Here is a 14,538-nt window from a genome sequence, read left to right on the forward strand (position 1 = left end):
AAATCCATTTACGGAGGTCATGCAATAATGTCATACTATCCATCCGGTCAACCCTCGACGGTGATCTATCAGGCTGATCCGGCTGTGGTGAGTCATCTGCACACAGTCCGCGAATCGCTGCACCATTCCTGCAAGCCGTACTTAAACCACTATGTCAATGTTCAGACGATTGACGGTCAGATGCATGAAGGAACCATTGCCGGAATGGACAACAAACACCTGTATCTTAAGATTCCCGAAACTGCAGATATGGTGCGGGGTTACTACAATCCTTATTTCAAACCCTATCCAGGGCCAGGTTATCCTTACCCGGGAGTGGTGAATAACAACGTCATCCTTCCGCTGGTATTGTTCGAACTGCTGGCCATTTCATTAATTTGATTCTACGTAGCCCCACAAGACATGAACCGGGTCAACGGCAGTACGCCGAATCCTCGGCTCATGTCTTTTTTTGTGAATGGGAGGATGTGCTTAACTTGTATTTGTGGAGATAAGTAATTATGGTAGACTAAGATACACGTAATTTCAGGAGGTTTAAAAATGATTACATACCCTGTACTTGAAAAAGGGGCAACGATAGGTGTGACTGCAGCCTCTTCGGGTGTTGGCCCCCAAACTGCGGAGCTGTTCGGCAAAGCGGTTACCCGTATGGAAGAAAGAGGTTATCAGGTCATATGCGGAGATACGGTCTTTAAACATGACAAGGCAAAATCCGCCTCTGGTGCAGAGCGCGGCAAAGAGTTCAATCAGATGATGAGTGACGACCGGATCGGCCTGATTATCCCGCCTTGGGGCGGGGAGCTGCTGATCGAGATGCTGGAGCATATTGATTATGGGCAGGTGAAGGCTAAGTGGGTGATGGGTTTCTCCGATATTAGTCTGCTGTTGCTCGTCCTAACCTTACGAACGGGTATAGCGACAGCACATGGACCAAGCTTTTGGGATTTGCGCGCTGAGGTTTCGGATAAGACGACGGCGATGTGGCAGACGGTTTTATCCACCAACAGTAGGGAACCGGTCGTCCAGCATTCCTCAGTGAACTATCATCAGGAGCTAGAGCAAGCCGTACCATCGCCTTCACTGTTTCATTTACATATTCCAACAGTGTGGAAGTTGGTATCCGGCGATACTGTCACATTAAAGGGACGGCTGCTTGGCGGCTGCGTAGATATCATCCGTCATATTATCGGTACACCTTACGGCGATGTGCGACATTTTCAGGAGCATTTCCTACAGCAAGAACCCATCCTGTGGTATCTGGAAAATTGCGAACTGAATGCGGCCGATCTGCGCCGATCCTTGGTACAGATGAAGCTGGCCGGCTGGTTCGACCATTGCTCCGGTGTCATGTTCGGCAGAAGTGGCACCAATACGCCAATGGAGAATTATACAGCTGAGGATGTATACAGGGAGCTCTTTGAAGAATTGCAGATACCTGTGATTTATGATTTGGATTTCGGACATGTTCCTCCGCAAATGACACTGATTAATGGAGCCTACGCGGAGGTTGTAGTGGCCGGAGGGGCGGGTACAATAACGCAATATTTTTATGAGTAACTTGGGTCGATAGAGGGCCCCGCTTTCGCTATAGGTATAGACCAATAGTGTCCTTTAGTAAAAAAAGGTGTGTCTCAAAAGCCATGAAAAGGCTGATTGGGACACACCTGATTTTTTTGAACCGATAGTGTTGAAACTGTCACTGTGATAGCCGGACGGTTCCTTGTGCACAATTATTTACGTATTTACAACTGCCGTGATCTCGTCATCCAGCTCTAGATGAACCTCTTCACGGTAGGCCCTTATGCCATATTCACTGTGCATATAGCGCAGGATGGCCTCGATCATATTGGACTCTACCAAGTACTGGCTCCGGCCTTCGACCCACACCTCTGCAGTATATCCGGTGTCTTCTTCCCAGCTTAGCTCCACCTGAACCTTTTGCACCGGAACGCCCTTACGTTCAGCCATATGCATACAGATGGCGTTAATAATCTCGTCCATGCTTAGAACGGTTGTCCCCATATTAGTAACGTCCACCCCGTTCCTCTAATCTGCGCCGTTCCTTTCTGCGACGGAAGAAGGACATAACCATTATTACTACCAGGTAGATAGCCAGCATATTGACGGCGAATCCGATCAGGTTCCCGAACGCGCCCATTCCGGCGAACATGCCGCCAAAGAGGAATCCGGCGATTCCGCCGATCATCAGGCCTTTCATTAAGCTTCCACCGCTGAAAAACCCTCTGTTTGCCCTGGCGGCTGTTCCGGTTTTGGTTCCTGTCATGCTATCGTTTTGTTTCACATTATTTGTTGTTGATTTCTTCGGAGTCGTGGTGTATCCGCGGGTTCCGGATTTGAAGCCGCCACCGCGTCTGGCATCCGCAAAGTCGGGAGCAGTAACTGCGAAAAACAGGGTAAAGGCCATCAGGATCATCATTACGCGTTTCATTGGTTTCATTGAGTACAAGCACCCTCCTATAGGTGTTGGAAGCCTCAGCTCCCATGTATTTGTGTATCTGTTCAGTAATACGCACGAAAGGAAGGGTGGTTCCATTTTAAAATATCATAATTTTAATCAACACAAGGGAGAGGAGGAGGATCAGAGGGCAAAAAAAATGCGCGGATCATAAGATCCACGCAAACAGCAGATTTTCAGAGAGTTGCCTTGTTCTCCACGTAACCGTCAGACACAAGCTCAAGCGCTCCGGTGGCCGGATCGATGATCATGCCGTGAACAGGTACGTTTGGGGGGAGTAAAGGATGGCGCTTAATCAGCTCCACAGTCTGAATTACCCCTTCTTCCACGTTGTCAAACCCGCGCAGCCATTTGGTGAGCTTAATTCCTGAGTTCTCCAGAGTGGACAGCACCTCTTCAGAAACTCCGCGTTCTTTAATTGAATTGATCATTTTGTCCGCGTTGAGCGAAGCCATCCCGCATTCATAGTGTCCCACTACAATCACTTCATCGGCGTCGAGCTCATACAGGGCTACCATCACGCTGCGCATTACGCTTCCAAAAGGCTGGGATATAATGGCACCGGCGTTTTTGATGATTTTGACGTCCCCGTTCTTGAAATTCATAGCCTTAGGCAAAAGCTCAACAAGCCGAGTGTCCATACAGGTGATGATCAGCATCTTTTTGTCAGGAAAGCGGCTGGTCAGATAGGCTTCGTATTCTTTTTCCTCGACGAAATTCTTATTAAACTCCAAAATATCAGTAATTTGACTCATGACCTGCTACCTCCTAAAAGTTATGTGAGCATACGCTTTATGCTTGGTTAGCATCCTGCTCCGTGATTGTTAATTCCTAATATACTCCTTGATTCGGGTGAACTCCAGAGGCAGACTGGTGCCCCATACATCCCGCATAAGAATATTCTTGCCATAGTTCCTTCGATCACTAATTGCTCTATCTCCCGTTTCCGTCAGGGGTATTAAATGGATATAAAAAGGCAGCTCCCCCTCCTTTAAAGAAAGTCACAGAGTTATTTCAAATTAAAGATATAATACCTCTGGATTTGATTATACGTATTTAAAAAAGTATCATCAAGGGGAGCTGGTTAAAACAGAGAAAGCGGGTGTTCAATGATGGAGCAATTGGTCCAGGAAGAGTGGGAGAAATTCAGCGAGCTATTATCCAAAATTAGCGGATACACGGAAGCGATTGGATTGCTGCACTGGGATTTGCGTACAGGAGCCCCACGTAAGGGGGTGGAGATTCGTTCGAATACAATCGGACTGATCAGTGGAGAGATTTTTAGACTGCAGACATCACCGGAGATGGGCGAGTTCACAAAATATTTCAGCCGCCCGGAAGTCACGAGCCAATTAAGCGACATTCAGAACAAGATCGTTAAAGATTGCCGCAAAGAGTACGAGCGCAGCAAGAGCATACCTTCCAAAAGCTATGTGGAGTACTCCATGCTCACCGCCCATGCACAGACGATTTGGGAGGAGGCCAAGGAAAATGATGATTTTAATTCCTTCGAACCGTATCTTAGCAAAATCGTTGCCTTCACCCAGGAGTTTATCGACCATTGGGGTGTGAAAGACTCCCGGTATGATACGCTGCTTGATATGTATGAGCCCGATCTGACGGTGGAGAAGCTGGATGATATCTTCGGACGTCTGCGCAGCCGCCTTGTTCCGCTTGTCGAAGCCATAGCCGCATCCGAGAACAAGCCTGATACAAAGTTCCTGGCCCAGATTTTCCCTAAGGAGCAACAAGAGAAGTTCGGATTATTCATTTTAGAGCAAATGGGCTTTGACTTTGAAGCCGGAAGACTGGATGAAAGTGTGCATCCGTTCGCTACCGGCCTGAACCCGGGAGATGTCCGTATTACGACGAACTACTTGCTTGACAATGTCTTAAGCGCTGTATTCAGCTCGCTTCATGAAGGCGGACATGCTTTGTATGAGCAGAACATTAGCAGGGATCTGGTGGGTACACCATTGGCTCAAGGTGCTTCCATGGGTATCCATGAATCCCAGTCCAGACTATGGGAAAATATGATTGGCCGCAGCCGTCCGTTCTGGCAGCGTTACTATGGAGATCTTCAGCAGCATTTTCCTGAGCAGCTTGCCGCTGTGGAAGTTGAAGACTTTTACCGTGCGATTAACAGTGTATCGAATTCCTTCATCCGGATTGAAGCCGATGAATTGACGTACAATCTGCACATCATTGTCCGTTATGAGATTGAGAAGCTTATCTACAATGAAGGACTTGAAGTTAAGGATCTGCCTGGGGTATGGAATGCCAAGTATCAGGAATATCTCGGGATTACCCCTCCAAGCAACGACCTGGGAGTGCTGCAGGATGTTCACTGGTCCGGCGGGGATTTCGGTTATTTTGCCTCATACTCCCTGGGAAATATGTATGCCGCGCAAATTTTGAACACCATGCGGAAGGAACTGCCTGAGCTCGAAAATCTGATAGCAGCGGGTAACCTGCTGCCGATCAAGGAATGGCTTACGGACAAAATCTATCGTTATGGCCAGAGTCTGACTCCATCACAAATCATCGAACAGGTAACTGGTGAACCGCTGAATCCTGATTATCTGGCCGACTATCTAGAAGCTAAATATACGGAGCTGTATAGTCTATAATCTCACAAAGACCCTGGCGTCTACAGCAAGGTGGAAGGACTTCGCGCAAAGGAATATAATAGAAGGAAAGCGCAGAATGGAAGGAATCGTGGAATGGCAAATACACACACATACAGTCGTAAGGAAGAGGTCGCAAATGCGGTAACGCACGGGATTGGAGCTGTATTAAGCATAGCAGCACTGGTGCTGTTGGTCGTCTTCGCTGTACAGAATGGAACAGCCTGGCATGTGGTCAGCTTCTCCATCTATGGCGCTACGATGCTGCTACTGTATACTAATTCAACGCTGGTGCATAGTCTTAGGGATGGGAAAGCTAAAGATTTTTTTGAATTTATGGACCATTCCTCGATCTACTTGTTTATTGCCGGAACTTACACACCTTTTATGCTGGTTGCCATCCGGGGCACGCTGGGCTGGACCTTGTTCGGAATTGCCTGGGGTGTCGCGGTATTCGGTGTTTTCTTCAAAGCCTTTTTCGTGAAAAGATTCCTGTTCATGTCCACCGTCTTCTACATCGCGATGGGCTGGATGATTGTGATTGCCTGGAACCCGCTCTCTGCGGTGATGGCAGATGGGGGCATGACCTGGCTGTTGTTTGGCGGGCTGCTGTATACACTAGGAACGGTTTTTTATGTGTGGCGGGGATTCCCGTACCATCATGCAATTTGGCATTTGTTTGTGCTCGGAGGGACTATCGTACACTTTTTTGTCGTATTGGTTTACGTATTGCCGATCCACTGAATTAAGCTCTACACAAGGAGAAAATCCACTTTTGGAACAAAGAACAAGATGACAAGCAAAAAGGCTTGACATCTTTCTTTGTTTTAGGTATCATAAGGGACGTTGTGAAGCTGTAAAGTGTTTTTCCTTGACGAAGGGAGTGCCCTTAATGAGTCAGGAGAATAGGCTCGAGAAGACTAACCGGATTAACTTGCTTTTTGCTTTTTATGAACGCCTGCTTACCGATAAGCAGCAAACGTTTCTTAAATATTATTTTCACGATGACTTCTCCCTGGGAGAAATCGCCGCTGAGTTTGAAATCAGCCGCCAAGCCGTGTATGAGCACATCAAGCGTGCGGAGCAGGTTCTGGAGAATTACGAAGCAAAGCTGGGATTGCTTAGCAAGCATGAGAGCCGCAACAAATACTTAGAAGAACTGCGCAGACTGCCGGAGAATGGGATGCTGCCTGAGCAATATACACTGCGGTTCACGGAGCTCGTGGATCGTTTGCAGAGGTTAGAGTAGCATGAAGGGAGAAAGCTGCATATGGCGTTTGAAGGTTTAACCGGAAGATTGCAGAATGTGTTCAGCAAGCTGCGTGGCAAAGGTAAAGTCTCCGAAGATGATGTAAATGAAGCTATGCGTGAAGTACGGCTGGCCCTTCTGGAAGCCGATGTTAACTTCAAGGTCGTTAAGGACTTTGTGTCCAAGGTAAAAGAAAAGTCCATTGGCAAGGAAGTAATGGACAGCTTTACTCCCGGCATGGTAATCATCGACATCGTCAACAAGGAACTGACCGAGCTGATGGGTGGAAGCCAGGCAAAGCTGGCCAAGTCGAACAAGCCGCCGACCGTGATCATGATGGCGGGTCTGCAAGGGGCAGGGAAGACGACCACTTCAGGCAAGCTGGCTAAGCTGCTGCAGAAGGGCAATCACCGCCCGTTGCTGGTAGCTGCCGATATTTACCGTCCGGCTGCGATCAAGCAATTACAAGTGCTGGGTGAACAGATCAAGGTTCCTGTATTTTCGCTGGGTGATCAGACCAGTCCGGTAGAAATCGCCAGACAAGCTGTACAGCATGCGAAGGATAACAACCTGGATTATGTGATTATCGATACTGCAGGTCGCCTGCATATTGATGAAGAGCTTATGGAAGAATTGAAGCAGATTCATAACGTTGTAAGTCCTGACGAAGTACTGCTCGTAGTTGATGCGATGACCGGTCAGGATGCCGTGAACGTTGCCGATAGCTTCAATAAGCAGCTAGAGCTCACCGGTGTTGTATTGACTAAGCTCGACGGCGACAGCCGCGGCGGTGCCGCGTTGTCCGTCAAAGCGGTCACTGGCTGCCCAATCAAATTCGCTGCACTAGGCGAGAAGATTGATGCGCTGGAGCCTTTCCATCCTGAACGGATGGCATCCCGTATTCTCGGAATGGGCGATATGCTGTCCCTGATCGAGAAGGCCCAGGCCAATATCGATACCGAAAAGGCCAAAGAAATGGAACGTAAGATGCGCAACGCGGAATTTACGTTCGATGATTTCCTGGAACAAATGGATCAAGTCAAGAAGCTTGGACCGATCGACCAGATTCTCGACATGCTGCCTGGTATGAACAAAGCCAAGGGCATGAAGGACCTCAAAGTCGACGATAAGCAGATGGGCCGCGTCGAAGCCATTGTTCATTCCATGACCAAGGAAGAGAAGGCCCAGCCCGAGATTATCAACCACAACCGCCGTAAGCGCATTGCTGCCGGCAGTGGCACCAACGTGGCTGAGGTCAACCGTCTCATCAAGCAGTTCGATGAAATGCGCAAGATGATGAAGCAGTTCTCCGGCATGATGGGCGGCGGAGGCAAGGGCGGCAAGAAAAATGCGATGAAGCAGCTCAAGGGTCTTGGCGGTAAAGGAATGAAGTTCCCTTTCCGTTGATCATATAAGGGTTCCATAGATCAGACTTAGTCTAACTATTGTATAATTTTCGATATTCTTATAAGGAGGTGAATTTCGTGGCAGTACGTATTCGTCTGAAAAGAATGGGTGCACATAAAGCGCCTTTCTATCGTGTAGTGGTTTCCGATTCCCGGTCCCCTCGTGACGGTCGTTTTATCGAGGAAATCGGTTATTATAATCCGATTGAAGTACCGGCAGTAGTTAAGATCGATGAGGAAAAGGCTCTTAAATGGCTTCAAACAGGTGCGCAGGCATCTGATACCGTCCGCAATCTGCTTTCCAAAGCAGGCGTGATGAAGAAGTTCCATGAGCTGAAGTTACAGAAATAATGACTGATTGCGAGGGTCCTCTATGGAAGAATTAGTTGGAGTTATTGCTAAGGCTTTAGTGGATCATCCAGAGGATGTGGCTGTACGGACCGTGGAGAAAGAACACCTGATTGTGTATGAGCTTTCTGTGCATCCAGATGATGTCGGTAAGGTCATCGGCAAGCAGGGCAGGATCGCTAAAGCGTTCCGTACCGTGGTCACATCTGCAGCAGTCAAGAGCGATAAACGCGTTACCGTGGATATTTTATCTTAAAGAATGCGTTCAATGAGGGGCTAGGGATAGTATATCCCGGCTCCTTTTTGTTGAAATATATAAGAAGGAATCTGCTGCACAACAACTATAGGTAAAGGAGAGGGTCAGATGACGGAAGAGCTGAACGTAGGCAAGCTAGTCAATACACACGGAATTCGCGGGGAGATCAAAATATTATCTTCTACCGATTTTCCGGAAGTCCGATTTGCCCCGGGTAAAAAAATGTTCGTGGTTCCTGCGGACGGTAGCCCGAAATTCGAGGTAACGGTGGAAGCGGCAAGAGAGCATAAGGGAACGTATATCGTTAAGCTGAAGGGATATACCAACATCAATCAGATCGAGAAATACAAAGGAAGCTTGCTGACGGTACCGAGTGATGACTTAGTGGAGCTGCCGGAGAATGAATACTACTTTCACCAGATTGTTGGCTGCGAAGTGTATACCGATGAAGACGACAGTCAACCCCTCGGCAAGATTACGGAAATCCTTCAACCTGGAGCTAACGACGTATGGGTGGTAAAGCCGGCCAAGGGTCAGGACATCCTAATTCCGGTAATCAACGATGTCGTGCTAGATGTAGATATCCAGGCCAAAAAGATTAAGGTGCACCTGATGGAAGGGCTGCTGCCATGATGCGGATTGATGTGCTGACGCTTTTTCCTGAAATGTGTGAAGGTGTATTCGGCACTAGCATTCTAGGCAAAGCACGTGAAAAAGGGATTGTTTCGTTGAACGCGGTCAACTTTCGTGATTTCTCCGGAAACAAGCATAATAGTGTGGATGATACACCCTATGGCGGCGGGGGCGGGATGGTGTTGAAGCCGGATCCTATCTTTGCCGCTGTGGAACATGTGCTTGCAATTTCAGGGAATTCAAGGGGTATAGCTTCAGAAGGTGGGCAGAGTGCTGAAACGGACGAATCGCTTCGAGTGAACAGCCCTGGAGAAGCTGCAGTGGAGAGCGGGAGTGCTGTTGTCTCTCAGGCGAAACCACGGATCATTTTGATGTGCCCTCAGGGTCAGACCTATAATCAGCAGATCGCTGAGGAATTGGCACAGGAAGAGCATCTCATTTTTATCTGCGGTCATTATGAGGGTTATGATGAACGGATTAGAGAACATCTGGTGACGGATGAGTTGTCAATCGGGGACTATGTACTTACCGGGGGAGAGTTGCCTGCATTGACAGTGATTGATTCCGTGGTCCGGCTACAGCCTGGAGCGCTCGGCAATGAGACGTCGGCGGTGACAGATTCGTTTAGTACTGGTCTTCTGGAATATCCTCATTATACCCGTCCTGCTGAATTCAGAGGATGGAAGGTGCCTGATATCCTTCTAAGCGGACATCATGCGAATATCGAAGTGTGGCGGCGTGAGCAGGCATTGCAGCGCACTTTAGAACGCCGGCCGGATCTGTTGGAGACAGCTGAGCTGACGATAAAGGACAAGGCGGCCCTGGATAAACTGAAAAAAATATTTTAACGTAAAATTTACTATAAAATGGAATATTTAGCGTCTTATTAACGTATACTATGTTGATGAGGCGTTTTTTGTTGTGCTTTTTTCTGTCATACAAATCTTTGTACATGCTGAAAGGAGAATGAGCTTAAGAGATTATTTGAAAAATACGAGCAGATGTGCGTTACTACCCTGTTTTTGGGGTAATTATGAGAGGCGCCGGAAATTACATCTCAGATGTAACTAACTATTTTAACCATCGAAAGGAATGAACATAAGTGACTACGAATACGCGTGAAGAATTCAAGCCAGACGTGGACACTGTCCACAAAGAAGCGGAGCCGCTCCGCACAGTAAATGATATTATCGATTTCTATACCAATCGTAAATCATAAGACCAATATAGCATGAATAAAAACCACTACCTCAGCCGGGACTGAACTCGGGGCTGGTGTAGTGGTTTTTTGATAACAACGATACAGCATTTTGCAGCCCGTTCTGGAATGGGGGCAGGCAATGAAAAAGACCGTCCGAAGACGGTCTCTCTACCCGAGGCGCTAGTTAAAACTTTGATCCGTATCCCGCGCCACCAGGGCCAGAACTTCAGCCGTTGGTCCGGGTAAGGGATACGTTCAGCATGTCATGCTTGATGTGAACGCACCTCCTTTCCTTGTGCCAAGAGTATAGCACAGCTTTTGCGAAAAAACTATAAATTTTAAGAAAAAAATAGTTTTTTAGAGTAGGAAATTTATGCTTGAATCTTTTATTAGTCTGCGGTATATATAAAATGAAGGTAAATGAAAGGCACTTCAGTTCTACGATTAGGATTAAAGCGTATATTGAACAAAGCGCAGCAATACATAAATGTCGGGGTATAGCGCAGCCTGGTAGCGCGCACCCTTGGGGTGGGTGAGGTCGCAGGTTCAAATCCTGTTACTCCGATTAACCAAATTGGCATCTTAGATAGAGGGAATCACTATCAGCCGGGTAAGTAACAGGCGCGAAGTGGTTCTTTTTGCTGTAAATATCCCTCTGTGGGTGCATGCATTAAAAAAACACTTTCTGCTGAACCAAAGGTCCAGAGAAAGTGCTGCGGATAAGCACGGTAGGGGTTAAGCGTTGCTAAACCCTGGAATGATGATCGCGATGATCCTGACGGTCTTTCGCAAGCATCACAATACCTGAACCGAGAGCATAGATAGCTACTACCGAAAATAATACAACCACCCATGTGTAATTCCGTACAGTATAGGTAAGCGATGCAAAGATAATGAACCAGGCGATACGGAGCACCCCTTCATTGATAAATCTTTTGCCAGCTGCACTCATGAGATTTGCCTCCTCTGTTAAATGAAATTTGTCCATCCTTCGTAAACGCTCTAATTGTGAATATTACATTAATAATAACCTCTTTTTCTCGAAAATGATACACAATGTTCACAAGTTCTTTGTTTCACAGCTATTTTTTTTATTGCTGTCTACCACGAGGCAATTGCCGTTCCCGGCTTATCCCCCCGGGCATAACATACAGCATCACGAATGGGGAGGGGTTCTCAGGTGGAAGCCTATTATAATTGTTTACATTGTATGAATAAAAGAGTTCGCATCATGACTACAGACGGCAAACGGCATGAAGGGATCATCGTGAATGTAGACAGAAACAATGTATATTTGAAGACAAAGGGCAATGGCAAAATGAAGACTTCGGCATTTAATCCTTATGGAAATTATTATGGCGGGTTCTACGGATACGGCAGCGAGATCTTGACATTAAGCTTGTTCACCTTGCTGGCCATAGCGCTGATCTAGGGTTAAGACATAACAAAAGCAGCCAGGTCTCCCTTGAGATTGGCTGCTTTTGTTATATCTATAGTGAAGCTGGTTCACCTGTATTATTTCGTTGACTATTGAACTGTAATTGAACCGATCTGTGTGTACAGAGAGATTAGTGGACCGCCGCCGTTGAAATCCGTTTTTCCAGATTCATTCCCGGTAATTTGGCCAAGCTCACTTTTAGTGGTTACAGTGCACTTTAGGCGGCTGTTAAGATTGGCTGTGATTGTTCCAATTTCACTACTGGCTTTTAGAGTGCTACTGGAATTCAAGGCGTTGATGTGCATATCGATACTACCTGTATTCGATACCACGGTCGAGCTTCCGCTTAACTGTGCATTATCCAGAACGATTGACCCTACATTGCTGGAGATATGGAAAGTTCCTTTCAAGTTTTGCAGCTGAATCGAACCTACATTATTACTAATTTGGTATTCATCTATATCAGAAGGTACTTGAATATTATAACTAATACTGAAATCGGAGGAGCCATATTCTTTTTGTGCCCAGGTCCATAGATCTTCTGCGGGTGCATTCTTCGAATGGGTGAAAACCTTAAGCTTATTTCCGTCAGCTTGAACTGTAACTTTTGCGTGATCTATAATATTTTGTTTTGTCAGCAGACTCATTCCGGAATGTGGGACGACTGTTGCCTTCACGGTGATGAAGTCGTTGTTGCCGGAAGTGACCTTCACTTCTCCCACATTATTTTTAAGAACCAGTTCAGTTGCATAATTGGTTTTTTTCGAAATCTCGAGCACTTTATTCAAACTGCTCCCGTTCAAATCCTCTGTCATCTTCACGGAAGTATTCTGTACTGTTTGCTTAATACCTGAAGTAACCTCATCCAACCCTTGTTTCACTTCTTCAGAAGTTTCCTTCTGGAAATTTCCATTCAGACGCTGCTCCAGCTGTTTGTCTGCAGCTTCTTTGCCTGGAAGCTCTCGGCATCCGGACAGCAATGCAATAGAGAAAACGGCAACTGCCGCGAGAATTGCAGGATTACGATTTCTTTTCAATTTCAGGCCCTCCCGTAATTTGCTTGTTACTTATGTATATACACACTATATCTTATGGAAAAATATTGGAAAACGGGCCGGGGACGGGTTGATGTGCTGGACTAAAGTCGAGGTTATCTGGTCTGCTACATTTCGATGAAGAGGTATGCTAGAATAAATGTATTATCGTAGCCATGCGAGGCCCGGGATGATCTGTTTACTATTAGACTGACACCAGTCAAGGGAGCGGATGATGCAAATGCAATATGCGGCAGTTATAGTTGTGTTATTAGTTGGTGTGGTTGTGTATTTCGGTTACCTCAACCCGAGAAAACCATCTTCAAGTTCCAAAAAAGGCGCTACCAGTAATGTGATTTCTATGGACCGACACCGCAAAGCCAAGCAGAGTACTGATGAACAGCCTTGCTCTTCTTGTAAGAAGAAAAACGGCAAACTGATCTTCTATGCCCAGGATAACGGGACAGTCGTCGGCTTGTGCAAGGACTGTAAAGTAAAGGCAAAGAAACGTGATATGATGCCTCTCTGAATCTCGAAAAAAAAGTTGTCTTTCGTGAGGGATTGTGATAATATTATTTCTGTTGTGTGGAATACGGTGGTCCTCTGCGGATAATGAGGGAGAGCGATGGTCTCTCCGGAAGAGGCAAGAACACCTGTACGGAAGGAGGAAGTCCTAAATGAATATCCTACAAGCAATTACGCAAGAGCAACTTCGCAAAGATATCCCGAGTTTTCGCCCGGGTGACACTTTGAAAGTGCACGTAAAAGTTATCGAAGGAACTCGTGAACGGATCCAGTTGTTCGAAGGCGTTGTAATCAAACGTCGCGGCGGTGGAATTGGTGAGACTTTTACGGTTCGTAAAATCTCTTACGGTGTTGGTGTGGAAAGAACTTTCCCAATCAACTCGCCTAAGATCGAGAAAATCGAAGTGGCTCGCCGTGGTAAAGTGCGTCGTGCGAAGCTGTATTACCTTCGTGACCTGCGCGGTAAAGCTGCAAGAATTAAAGAAATCCGTCGCTAAAATTGCGGCAAAGGAAAGGGGCTTGATATCAAGCCCCTTTCGTTTTATTCACATATAAGAAATTGTTAATATAAATCTTGATTATATTTGCCTTTGGATCAGCTTCTCCGAAAAGGCCTCCTGACGGAGTATTCGTGGAGGAGTTTTTGGTAGGAGTTTTTTTGTTGTATAGTGAGGGTAGCATATAGAGAGGACGGTGAACTATGCAGCAGGATTTTCAGCAGGGACAAGGTGAGGTTATTGAGCCTGACGGCAAGAATCCCCGCAAGCCCAAAAATGAGGTTTTGGAATGGATCAAAGCAATTGCAATTGCTTTGATTCTGGTGATTTTGATACGATGGCTATTGTTCAAACCGTTTATTGTGGATGGGCCTTCCATGAAGCCGAATTTTCATACCGGGGAACGTGTGATTGTCAATGAAATCTTATACGACATCCGTTCACCGCAGCGGGGTGAGGTTATTGTGTTCCATGTGCCATCTGAAGGCAGGGATTTCATCAAACGTGTAATTGGCGTAGCCGGAGATACAGTGAAGGTTGAAGGCGATGTGGTCACTGTAAATGGTGAACCGGTGAATGAAACCTATATTCAGGATGCGATTAACCAGGCGCACGATAACAACGCGTTGTACAATAACAAGAATTTCCCGAATGAAGATTTTACAGATGGAAAAGTACCGGAAGGGCATGTCTTTGTAATGGGAGACAACCGTTCGGACAGTACGGATAGCCGGATGATCGGTTATGTACCGCTGAGTGATATTGTCGGCCGCGCAGACCTCATTTTTTGGCCGATTAAAGATGTTACAGTAATTAACCATTAAGTTGACGGAAGTCAAAGGAGGTGA

Annotated in this window: 20 protein-coding genes and 1 tRNA gene; 16 read left to right on the forward strand and 5 right to left on the reverse strand. The window is 46.6% G+C overall.

Annotated elements, in window-relative coordinates; translation table 11 throughout:
• The first annotated feature begins 27 nt into the window (after window positions 1-27).
• Together ACAN54_RS01010 and ACAN54_RS01015 are read left to right on the forward strand one after the other, a co-directional pair.
• Complete coding sequence (locus tag ACAN54_RS01010) at window positions 28-381, forward strand: hypothetical protein (protein ID WP_379151212.1); 354 nt, start codon at window positions 28-30, stop codon at window positions 379-381.
• A 159-nt stretch (window positions 382-540) separates the two neighbouring features.
• The gene (locus tag ACAN54_RS01015; protein ID WP_379151215.1) at window positions 541-1,557 is read left to right on the forward strand and encodes a S66 family peptidase; all 1,017 of its coding nucleotides are present in this window, start codon (window positions 541-543) and stop codon (window positions 1,555-1,557) included.
• 177 nt (window positions 1,558-1,734) lie between these two features.
• Here ACAN54_RS01015 and ACAN54_RS01020 read toward each other — a convergent pair whose 3' ends face one another.
• From ACAN54_RS01020 to ACAN54_RS01030, 3 genes are all read right to left on the reverse strand, one after another.
• On the reverse strand, window positions 1,735-2,022 hold the full coding sequence (locus ACAN54_RS01020) for a YxcD family protein (protein ID WP_379151219.1): 288 nt from the start codon (window positions 2,020-2,022) through the stop codon (window positions 1,735-1,737).
• A gap of 1 nt (window position 2,023) precedes the next feature.
• Entirely contained in the window at window positions 2,024-2,458 is a 435-nt protein-coding gene (locus tag ACAN54_RS01025; protein ID WP_379151221.1) for a hypothetical protein, read from the reverse strand.
• Between the two features lie 194 nt (window positions 2,459-2,652).
• The gene (locus ACAN54_RS01030; RefSeq protein WP_379151224.1) at window positions 2,653-3,231 is read right to left on the reverse strand and encodes a beta-class carbonic anhydrase; all 579 of its coding nucleotides are present in this window, start codon (window positions 3,229-3,231) and stop codon (window positions 2,653-2,655) included.
• Window positions 3,232-3,588: 357 nt separating this feature from the next.
• Here ACAN54_RS01030 and ACAN54_RS01035 point away from each other — a divergent pair, with 357 nt between their 5' ends.
• The 10 genes from ACAN54_RS01035 (at window position 3,589) to ACAN54_RS01080 (ending at window position 10,761) form a co-directional block, all read left to right on the forward strand.
• Complete coding sequence (locus ACAN54_RS01035) at window positions 3,589-5,106, forward strand: carboxypeptidase M32 (protein ID WP_379154078.1); 1,518 nt, start codon at window positions 3,589-3,591, stop codon at window positions 5,104-5,106.
• A 93-nt stretch (window positions 5,107-5,199) separates the two neighbouring features.
• A complete protein-coding gene (gene trhA, locus ACAN54_RS01040) occupies window positions 5,200-5,847 on the forward strand; it encodes a PAQR family membrane homeostasis protein TrhA (RefSeq protein ID WP_379151227.1) in 648 nt (215 codons plus the stop codon).
• 148 nt (window positions 5,848-5,995) lie between these two features.
• Window positions 5,996-6,352: a YlxM family DNA-binding protein gene (gene ylxM, locus ACAN54_RS01045; protein ID WP_379151230.1), complete on the forward strand. Its 357-nt coding sequence runs from the start codon at window positions 5,996-5,998 to the stop codon at window positions 6,350-6,352.
• A 21-nt stretch (window positions 6,353-6,373) separates the two neighbouring features.
• Window positions 6,374-7,759 carry a signal recognition particle protein gene (gene ffh / locus ACAN54_RS01050; protein WP_379151233.1) on the forward strand — a complete coding sequence of 462 codons (1,386 nt, stop codon included), beginning with the start codon at window positions 6,374-6,376 and terminating at the stop codon, window positions 7,757-7,759.
• Window positions 7,760-7,836: 77 nt separating this feature from the next.
• The gene (gene rpsP, locus ACAN54_RS01055; protein ID WP_379151236.1) at window positions 7,837-8,109 is read left to right on the forward strand and encodes a 30S ribosomal protein S16; all 273 of its coding nucleotides are present in this window, start codon (window positions 7,837-7,839) and stop codon (window positions 8,107-8,109) included.
• Between the two features lie 22 nt (window positions 8,110-8,131).
• Complete coding sequence (locus ACAN54_RS01060; RefSeq protein WP_074088041.1) at window positions 8,132-8,362, forward strand: KH domain-containing protein; 231 nt, start codon at window positions 8,132-8,134, stop codon at window positions 8,360-8,362.
• A gap of 108 nt (window positions 8,363-8,470) precedes the next feature.
• Window positions 8,471-8,995, forward strand: coding sequence for a ribosome maturation factor RimM (rimM, locus tag ACAN54_RS01065; protein ID WP_379151241.1), 525 nt, complete (start codon window positions 8,471-8,473; stop codon window positions 8,993-8,995).
• A complete protein-coding gene (gene trmD, locus ACAN54_RS01070; protein WP_379154081.1) occupies window positions 8,995-9,843 on the forward strand; it encodes a tRNA (guanosine(37)-N1)-methyltransferase TrmD in 849 nt (282 codons plus the stop codon). Before rimM ends, trmD begins: the two co-directional genes overlap by 1 nt.
• 440 nt (window positions 9,844-10,283) lie before the next feature.
• Complete coding sequence (locus tag ACAN54_RS01075; RefSeq protein ID WP_379151244.1) at window positions 10,284-10,442, forward strand: hypothetical protein; 159 nt, start codon at window positions 10,284-10,286, stop codon at window positions 10,440-10,442.
• Window positions 10,443-10,687: 245 nt separating this feature from the next.
• A tRNA-Pro gene (locus tag ACAN54_RS01080) sits at window positions 10,688-10,761 on the forward strand.
• A gap of 180 nt (window positions 10,762-10,941) precedes the next feature.
• Here ACAN54_RS01080 and ACAN54_RS01085 read toward each other — a convergent pair.
• Entirely contained in the window at window positions 10,942-11,148 is a 207-nt protein-coding gene (locus ACAN54_RS01085) for a hypothetical protein (protein WP_379151246.1), read from the reverse strand.
• Window positions 11,149-11,376: 228 nt separating this feature from the next.
• Between ACAN54_RS01085 and ACAN54_RS01090 the strand changes: the two genes are divergently transcribed.
• The gene (locus ACAN54_RS01090; RefSeq protein ID WP_074088046.1) at window positions 11,377-11,628 is read left to right on the forward strand and encodes a hypothetical protein; all 252 of its coding nucleotides are present in this window, start codon (window positions 11,377-11,379) and stop codon (window positions 11,626-11,628) included.
• A 95-nt stretch (window positions 11,629-11,723) separates the two neighbouring features.
• Here ACAN54_RS01090 and ACAN54_RS01095 read toward each other — a convergent pair whose 3' ends face one another.
• Entirely contained in the window at window positions 11,724-12,671 is a 948-nt protein-coding gene (locus tag ACAN54_RS01095; RefSeq protein ID WP_379151249.1) for a hypothetical protein, read from the reverse strand.
• A gap of 238 nt (window positions 12,672-12,909) precedes the next feature.
• Here ACAN54_RS01095 and ACAN54_RS01100 point away from each other — a divergent pair, with 238 nt between their 5' ends.
• The 3 genes from ACAN54_RS01100 to lepB all read left to right on the forward strand — a co-directional run bounded on the left by ACAN54_RS01100 (window position 12,910) and on the right by lepB (window position 14,514).
• The gene (locus ACAN54_RS01100) at window positions 12,910-13,197 is read left to right on the forward strand and encodes a hypothetical protein (RefSeq protein ID WP_379151252.1); all 288 of its coding nucleotides are present in this window, start codon (window positions 12,910-12,912) and stop codon (window positions 13,195-13,197) included.
• Between the two features lie 148 nt (window positions 13,198-13,345).
• A complete protein-coding gene (gene rplS / locus ACAN54_RS01105) occupies window positions 13,346-13,690 on the forward strand; it encodes a 50S ribosomal protein L19 (protein ID WP_074088051.1) in 345 nt (114 codons plus the stop codon).
• 203 nt (window positions 13,691-13,893) lie between these two features.
• A complete protein-coding gene (gene lepB, locus ACAN54_RS01110) occupies window positions 13,894-14,514 on the forward strand; it encodes a signal peptidase I (RefSeq protein WP_379151256.1) in 621 nt (206 codons plus the stop codon).
• Window positions 14,515-14,538 lie beyond the last annotated feature (24 nt).

The sequence above is a fragment of the Paenibacillus diazotrophicus genome, from assembly GCF_042610465.1.